Here is a 6,685-nt window from a genome sequence, read left to right as displayed (position 1 = left end):
GCTCGGCGGCCAGCGCCGCCAGCGCGGCCGCCGAGACGTGCTCGGGCAGGTCGTCGCGTACGCCGGTGAAGGTGTCCGCGTACAGCCGGGCCCCCATGCCCACCACGGGGACGCCGGCGACCAGCCCGGCGATGTCGGCCGGGCGGTCCACGGCCGGGTCCCCGAGGCGGGTGCGGGCGTCGGAGTAGCGCGCCCAGTACACCTCCTTGCGGCGGGCGTCGGTGGCGACGACGAAGGGGCCCTCCAGTCCGGCCTCCCCGGCGGCGTGGGCGATGCCGTCCAGCGTGCACAGGCCGTGGACGGGGATGCCGCGGGCGGCTCCGACGGTCGTCGCCGTCATCAGGCCGACCCGCAGGCCGGTGTACGGGCCGGGGCCGACGCCGACGACGATGCCGGTCACGTCGCCGAGCGCGGCGCCGGCCTCGGCCAGGACGCGGTCGACGGCCGGGAGCAGCAGTTCGCCGTGGCGGCGGGCGTCCACCTCGTCGGCGGCTGCGAGGGTCCTCGTCCCGTCGTGCAGGGCGACGGTGACGGCGGGGGTTGCGGTATCCAGAGCGAGCAGGAGCACGCTCTCAGCCTACGGCGCGCCGCGGGCCGCCGGTGCCTGCCCGCGGTACGGCGGCCGCTACCGACTGCTACCGTCGGACCTACGATCACACCGGTCCGCCGGAGCTCCGGCACGGGGCCGGGACCGGCGGGGAAGCGGCGATTACCGGAGGCGGGCGAGACGGTGGCACGGAGCAGCGCGGGTACGTTCGTGGCCGGGCTGACCGCGGCGGCGCTCGCCGTCGTCGGCTTCCTGGCCTACCAGGCGTCCGCCGCGCAGGACCGGCACGGGCCCCCCGGCGAACGCGGGGCCGCCGCGTCGGCCTCCCCCTCCCCGGGCGCCGCGCGGAAGGACGCCGAGGCCGGCGGGGACCGCGGGAAGCCGAAGGAGCGCGAGGAGCCCGCACCGCCGGCCGGCTCCGGCGCCGGTGAGCGCGTCGTTTACTCCCTGCGCGGTGACCGGGTCTGGCTGGTGGGCGCGAACGAGCGGGTCACCCGGACCTACCGCGTCGTCCCCGGTGCCGTGGACCCGCTGCCGGGCGAGTACACGGTGAGCGAGAGCGGCCGCACCGAGCGCGTCACCGGGTCCGACGGGGTGCCCGTCGCCCATGTGGTGCTGTTCACACAGGTGGAGGGGGTCGTGGTGGGCTTCAGCGCCGCCGTGGACGGCTCGCTGCCCGAGGGGCCGCCGAAGGCGGGCACGGGCGGCATCCGCTCCGGGGCCGCGGACGGCGAGGCGATGTGGCGGTTCGCCGAGGCCGGTACGGAGGTCGTCGTCGTTCCCTGATCCCCCGCGGCCCCACACGCGCCGGGAGGCCCCGCTCCACCGGATCCGCACCCACGTTTGCCCTCCTCCGATTCGAACAGATGGGGAACAGGCGGACGGGCGCTGGAGAAGGGGCGGTGGCATGACACCGGGGACGGACATGACGGCGGACAGGAACAGCGGCGGGCGGCGGTCCGGGGACGCCGGGGACCGGGCGGCGCGGGCCGCCCGGCGGGTGGACGAGTCGGCCCGGGAGGCCCGGGAGGAGCGCCGGGAGACCGAGAAGGAGCGGGCCGACCGGCGGTGGACGGAGCTGCTGCAGGAGGTCAGGGTCGCCCAGATGGGCATCCAGATCCTGCTCGGCTTCCTGCTGAGTGTCGCCTTCACCGAGCGGTTCACCGAACTGGGGCCCGTGGACCGCAACATCTACGTCGTCACCGTCGTCCTCGGCTCGGCCGCGACCGGCACGCTGATCGCCCCGGTGGCCCTGCACCGCTTCGTCACCGGCCACCGGATGAAGCCGCAGACGGTGGAGTGGGCCGCCCGCCTCACCGTCACCGGGCTGGTCCTGCTGCTGTGCACAGTCACCTGCGCACTGCTGCTGATCCTGCGCGTGGTGCTGGACAACAGCATGGCCTGGTGGATCGTCGGCGCGCTGTTCATGTGGTTCGTGGGCGCCTGGTTCCTGCTGCCCGCCTGGGCGCGCCGTGTCGGACCGAGGCAGGAGGAGCGGGAGCAGCGCTCCTAGCGCCGACGGGAGCGGCGCCCTCCGGAGGCTCCCCGGGGATGGCACGGCTCTCGAAGGCCGGCGGTGTGGAGACCGCGTCGGCAGCGGCGCACGAGGCCAGCAGATCGCACATCGGTACCGTTCCGGCACCCGTCGGGCGCCCGGACGTGGCGGCGCGCGCGTTCCGCTCGGCCGTCCCGGACTCTCGCTTCCCTGCCTCCATGGGTCCTCCCGTGGCTCATGGGGCGGGAGTGGTAAGGCGTACCTAACCACTCCCTCCGGCCTCCATGTGAACACGCCGGGGGCACCGCGCGCAACATCTTCCCGACACAGTGTCGGAACCCGGGACGCGGCGCGTACCGGACGAGGCGCGGTGTCTGCGGGCTCCGGCCCGCTACGCGCCCTCGCCCGGCCCGGCGAGGGCGGACAGGTCCTGCCCCGACCAGCGCCCGCCGACGCCGGTCACCGTCACCGTCCGCGCGTCCTCACCGGGGGCCGCGTCCGCGTCCGCCGCCCCCGCGGACCGCTCGATGACCACGTGCAGCCGGTCCTCCGACAGTTCCTCGACCTTTCCCTCGCCCCACTCCACGACCACCACCGACTCCGGCAGCGAGACGTCGAGGTCCAGGTCCTCCATCTCCTCCAGGCCGCCGCCGAGTCGGTAGGCGTCCACGTGCACCAGTGGGGGCCCGTCGCCCAGCGGAGGGTGGATCCGGGCGATGACGAAGGTGGGCGAGGTGACCGCGCCGCGCACGTCCAGCCCCTCCCCCAGTCCGCGGGTGAGGGTGGTCTTGCCCGCGCCCAGCTCGCCGGTGAGCAGGACGAGGTCGCCGGGCAGCAGCAGCCGGGCCAGCCGCCGGCCCAGCTCCCGCATCCGGTCAGGGGTCGCTACGCGGATCCTCGCGGTCCGTCCGGGGGTCCGGCCGCCCTGTGGGGCCCGGGGTTCCGGGGGGTTGCGCCGGCTCTCCGGAACGGCTCCGGGGGCGGTCCCCGGAGCCCGGTGGTGCGGTGTGTCCATGGGTGTGGATGGTACGCGTCAGCAGCTCGGCCAGGCGGTCGTTGACCGTCTCGGGGTGCTCCAGCATCACCAGGTGGCCCGCGCCCTCCACGACCACCAGATCCGCGTGCGGCAGCACCCCGGCCATCGCCTCGCTGTGCTCGCGCGGGGTGAGCAGGTCGCGGTCGCCGGTGAGGATCAGCGCCGGCCGCCCCTCCTCGAAGGCGGTCAGCGCGTCGGTCTTGTCGTGCTCGGCGAAGGCGGGGTAGAAGTCGGCGACCACGTCGACCGGCACCGACTCGATCAGCCGCTCCGCGAAGCGCGCCACCCCCGGGTCCACGTCGCGGGTGCCGAACGAGTACCGCTTGACCAGCCCCGTGAAGAGGTCGGCGGTCGCCCGCCGCCCCCGCTCCACCAGATCGGCCCGCGCGGCCAGCGTCCTGAGCACCCCCGGCGCCATCCGCCGCAGCGCCCGGGCCCCGGCGGCGGGCAGCCCGAAGGTCACCTCCGTGAGGTTGCCCGCCGAGGTGCCCAGCAGGGCCACCCCGGCGACGCGCTCGGCGATGTACCCGGGATGGTGGTGGGCGAGGGCCATCACCGTCATCCCGCCCATCGAGTGACCGACGAGGACGACCGGCCCGGTGGGGACGGCGGCGTCGAGCACCGCCTTCAGGTCGCGTCCGAGCCGGTCCATGGTGACCGTCTCGCCGGGCCGCCCGCGCCCGGAGCGGCCGTGGCCGCGCTGGTCCCAGTAGACGGCGCGCAGGGCGGGGGTGGGGGGCGCGGTGGGCGCGGCGCCGCGCAGGGCGGCGCGCTGGAAGTGCCAGACGTCCTGGGCGAGGCAGTAGCCGTGGCTGAGGACGACCGTGGGCGCGCCCTCGGGTGTCGCGCCCTCCGGCTCGTCGGTCTCGTAGTACAGCTCGGTGCCGTCGTCGGCCACGGCCCGGCCGGGGGTGCCGCGCAGTGAGCCGTACGGTCCGGCCGCGTCCAGGGCCAGGCGTGCCCTGTGGCGCACCGCCCGGTGCACGGTCAGCCGCTCGACGGCCACCCCCGCGGCCACCCCGGCAGCCGCCAGTCCCAGCGCCGCGCCGGCCACCCCCGCGCGGCGAGCCCACCCGCCGCCTGCGTCCCTCATACCCGCCTCACGCCTCCGCGTTCAGGTGGACGCGCGGCACCCGGGCCCCGATCCGGGTGACGATCTCGTACCCGATGGTGCCCACCGCGCGGGCCCAGTCCTCGGCCGTCGGCTCGCCCGCGTCGCCCGGCCCGAACAGGACCGCCTCGTCGCCCTCCGCGGCCGCGTCGCCGCCCAGGTCCACCACGAACTGGTCCATGGCCACCCGCCCGGCGACCGTCCGCCACTTGCCCGCCACCAGCACCGGCCCGCCTCCCGATGCGTGCCGGGGGACGCCGTCGGCGTAGCCGGCCGGGACCAGGGCCAGGGTCGTCTCGCCGGGGGTGGTGTAGTGGTGGCCGTAGCTCACCCCGTGCCCGGCGGGCACCCGCTTGACCAGGGCGAGGCGGGCGCGCAGGGTCATCACCGGCCGCAGTCCGAAGTCCGCCGGCACGCCGACCTCCGGGGAGGGCGAGAGGCCGTAGACCGACACGCCGGTGCGCACCAGATCGAAGTGCGCCTCGGGGAGGGTGAGGGTGGCGGGCGAGTTGGCGATGTGCCGCACCTCCGGGTCGAGCCCGGCGCGGGCCGCGGTCGCCAGGGCCTCGCGGAAGGCGGCGAGCTGGGCGGCGATGGAGGGATGGCCGGGCTCGTCGGCGCAGGCGAAGTGCGACCACACCCCGGTGACCTTCACCGTGCCCTCGGCCTCGGCGGCGCGGGCGGCGGCGGTCAGCGCCTCCCAGCCGGCGGGCTGGCAGCCGCCCCGGCCCAGCCCGGTGTCGGCCTTCAGGTGGACACGGGCGGTACGGCCGCGGGCGCGGGCGGCGGCCGTGATCTCCCCCAGCGCCCACGGGTCACTCGCCGACACGTCGACGTCCGCCTCGATCGCCTCGCGCCAGGGCCCGCCGGGCGTCCACAGCCAGCACAGCAGCCGGCCCCGGTCCCCGGCGGCGCGCAGCGCCAGCGCCTCCTCGGGGGTGGCCGTCCCCAGCCAGTCGGCGCCCGCCCGCCGCGCGGCTCGGGCGCAGGGGACCATGCCGTGGCCGTACGCGTCGGCCTTGACCACGGCCATCAGCCCGGCCCCGGTCCCGGCCGCGCGCTCGCGCAGGGCGCGGACGTTGGCGCGCAGCGCGGCCAGGTCGATCTCGGCCCGGACCCGGTGCGCTTCCGGGCGGGGCCGCGCTGCCGTGCCGGTGGCGGAGGGCTCACTTACGACGTCCATCGCCCACCAGTGTCTCAGGTCCCCCTCCGGCCGCCTCCCGGCCCGCCCGGTGAGCGAGGCGCGCCCCGGGCCGGGCGCACGCCCCCGCCGCGCCGGCCACGGCCCCCGGCTCACCCGGCGCCCCGGGCCTCCGCCACGTCCCGCCAGGCCGGACGCAGTGCCTCGGCCACGTCGAGTGCGCTGACCAGCGGCGCCGCGCGGCGGCCCGCCAGACCGTGGACGTAGGCGCCCGCCACCGCCGCGTCCACGGGCGCCAGACCGCAGGCGAGCAGCGAGCCGGCCAGCCCGGAGAGCACATCGCCGCTCCCGGCCGTCGCCAGCCAGCCGGTACCGGTGGGGTTGACCCGCGGCGGGCTGTCCCCGCCGGGCGGGGCGATCACCGTGGTCGAGCCCTTGAGCAGCACCGTCGCCCCGTACCGCCGCGCCAGCTCCCGCGCCGAGGCCAGCCGCGCCGACTCGACCTCCTCCCGCTCGACGCCCAGCAGCGCCGCCGCCTCGCCGGCGTGCGGGGTGAGCAGGAGAGGTGCCGTGCGCTCCCGCGGCGCTCCGGCGTCCATCAGCCGCAGCCCGTCGGCGTCCACCAGCACCGGTACGTCCGAGGCCAGCACGTCCCGGACGATCCCGCGCGCCTCGTCCCCGTCGCCGAGCCCCGGGCCGACGACCCACGCCTGCACCCGGCCCGCCCGCGAGGGCGGGCCGGAGGAGACCAGCGTCTCGGGGAAGCGGGCGATCACCGCGTCGGCCGCGGGCCCGGCGTAGCGCACGGCGCCCGCGCCGCCGCGCAGCGCCCCGGCCACCGCCAGCACCGCCGCGCCGGGGTAACGGGCGGAACCGGCAGCGACGCCGACCACACCGCGCCGGTACTTGTCGCTCTCGGCCGACGGGCGGGGCAGCAGGGCGGCCACGTCCGCGTGCCGCGCGGCGCGCACCACCGGCTCGGCCGCCTCCAGGTACGGGCCCAGGCCGATGTCGACCAGCCGCAGCGCTCCGGCGTGCTCGCGCGCGGGATCGACCAGCAGGCCCGGCTTGTACGCCCCGAAGGTCACCGTCGCCGCCGCCCGCACCGCCACGCCGCGCACCTCGCCGGTGTCGGCGTCCACCCCGCTGGGCAGGTCCACGGCCACGACGGGCACCCCGGCCTCCGCGACGGCGTCGGTGATCTCCACCGCGTCCGGCCGCAGGCCGCCTTGGCCCCCGATGCCGACGATGCCGTCCACCACCAGGTCGGCCCGCCGCAGGAGCACGGGCACGTCGGCGGGCACGCCCTCCAGCACGGTGCGGGCGCCGGGGGCCGCGACGGCCCGGCCCCCGGC

The 6,685-nt window shown here is 77.4% G+C and carries 7 protein-coding genes; 2 read left to right on the top strand and 5 right to left on the bottom strand.

Annotation, left to right across the window (positions count from 1 at the left end):
- The coding region (tsaB, locus tag LJ221_RS22625) for a tRNA (adenosine(37)-N6)-threonylcarbamoyltransferase complex dimerization subunit type 1 TsaB (RefSeq protein ID WP_241718566.1) at positions 1-568 on the bottom strand (568 nt) is incomplete at its 3' end.
- A 162-nt stretch (positions 569-730) separates the two neighbouring features.
- On the opposite strand from tsaB, the gene LJ221_RS22620 reads away from it, so the two are divergent.
- Positions 731-1,333 (top strand): hypothetical protein, encoded by a 603-nt coding sequence (locus LJ221_RS22620; RefSeq protein ID WP_241718565.1) that lies wholly within the window; start codon positions 731-733, stop codon positions 1,331-1,333.
- Between the two features lie 121 nt (positions 1,334-1,454).
- The gene (locus LJ221_RS22615) at positions 1,455-2,060 is read left to right on the top strand and encodes a DUF6328 family protein (RefSeq protein WP_241718564.1); all 606 of its coding nucleotides are present in this window, start codon (positions 1,455-1,457) and stop codon (positions 2,058-2,060) included.
- A 373-nt stretch (positions 2,061-2,433) separates the two neighbouring features.
- Here the strand turns inward: LJ221_RS22615 and tsaE are convergent, their stop codons facing one another.
- From tsaE to LJ221_RS22595, 4 genes are all read right to left on the bottom strand, one after another.
- Entirely contained in the window at positions 2,434-2,913 is a 480-nt protein-coding gene (gene tsaE / locus LJ221_RS22610; protein WP_241718563.1) for a tRNA (adenosine(37)-N6)-threonylcarbamoyltransferase complex ATPase subunit type 1 TsaE, read from the bottom strand.
- A gap of 4 nt (positions 2,914-2,917) precedes the next feature.
- A complete protein-coding gene (locus LJ221_RS22605; protein ID WP_241718562.1) occupies positions 2,918-4,171 on the bottom strand; it encodes an alpha/beta fold hydrolase in 1,254 nt (417 codons plus the stop codon).
- Between the two features lie 7 nt (positions 4,172-4,178).
- Positions 4,179-5,372: an alanine racemase gene (alr, locus tag LJ221_RS22600; protein WP_241718561.1), complete on the bottom strand. Its 1,194-nt coding sequence runs from the start codon at positions 5,370-5,372 to the stop codon at positions 4,179-4,181.
- A 110-nt stretch (positions 5,373-5,482) separates the two neighbouring features.
- Positions 5,483-6,685: NAD(P)H-hydrate dehydratase (locus tag LJ221_RS22595; protein WP_241718560.1), on the bottom strand; the 1,203-nt coding region annotated here is incomplete at its 5' end.

The sequence above is a fragment of the Streptomyces sp. CNQ085 genome, assembly GCF_022614595.1.
Taxonomy (GTDB): Bacteria; Actinomycetota; Actinomycetes; order Streptomycetales; family Streptomycetaceae; genus Streptomyces.
The sequence above is the reverse complement of the archived record's forward strand: the minus strand, read 5'-3'. Positions and strand labels throughout refer to the sequence as shown.

Coding starts and splice junctions, on each gene's coding strand:
- tsaE (WP_241718563.1), bottom strand. CDS start 2,913: ATGCGGGAGCTGGGCCGGCGGCTGGCCCGGCTGCTGCTGCCCGGCGAC.
- LJ221_RS22615 (WP_241718564.1), top strand. CDS start 1,455: ATGACACCGGGGACGGACATGACGGCGGACAGGAACAGCGGCGGGCGG.
- LJ221_RS22605 (WP_241718562.1), bottom strand. CDS start 4,171: ATGAGGGACGCAGGCGGCGGGTGGGCTCGCCGCGCGGGGGTGGCCGGC.
- alr (WP_241718561.1), bottom strand. CDS start 5,372: ATGGACGTCGTAAGTGAGCCCTCCGCCACCGGCACGGCAGCGCGGCCC.